Source organism: Nocardia sp. JMUB6875, from assembly GCF_041154655.1.
Taxonomy (GTDB): domain Bacteria; phylum Actinomycetota; class Actinomycetes; order Mycobacteriales; family Mycobacteriaceae; genus Nocardia.
The window spans coordinates 1-273 of sequence record NZ_BAAFGR010000434.1; the positions used below are offsets into that span (position 1 = coordinate 1).

Genomic DNA, 273 nt, shown 5'->3' on the forward strand with positions numbered 1-273 from the left:
CCCTGTCGAGTGCAGTACCATCGGCGCAGGTGGCCTTAGCTTCCGGGTTCGGAATGGGACCGGGCGTTTCCCCACCGCTATAGCCGCCGTAACTCTATGAAACTATCCACAGAGAGCCAGGTCGCGAATCCCCTTGCGAGGGTTCGGTTCCCGTCTTCCTGTATCTGTGTGTTGTTTCAGATACTGCACAGTGGACGCGTAGCTTCTTTGTTGGTAAGTCCTCGGCCTATTAGTACCAGTCACCTACACCCGTTACCGGGCTTCCAGTTCTGG

At 56.4% G+C, this 273-nt stretch carries 1 rRNA gene; it reads right to left on the minus strand.

What is annotated here, in order from left to right:
- A 5S ribosomal RNA gene (rrf, locus tag ACAM49_RS40410) occupies positions 1 to 91 on the minus strand; the annotation flags it as partial.
- Positions 92 to 273: the final 182 nt, after the last annotated feature.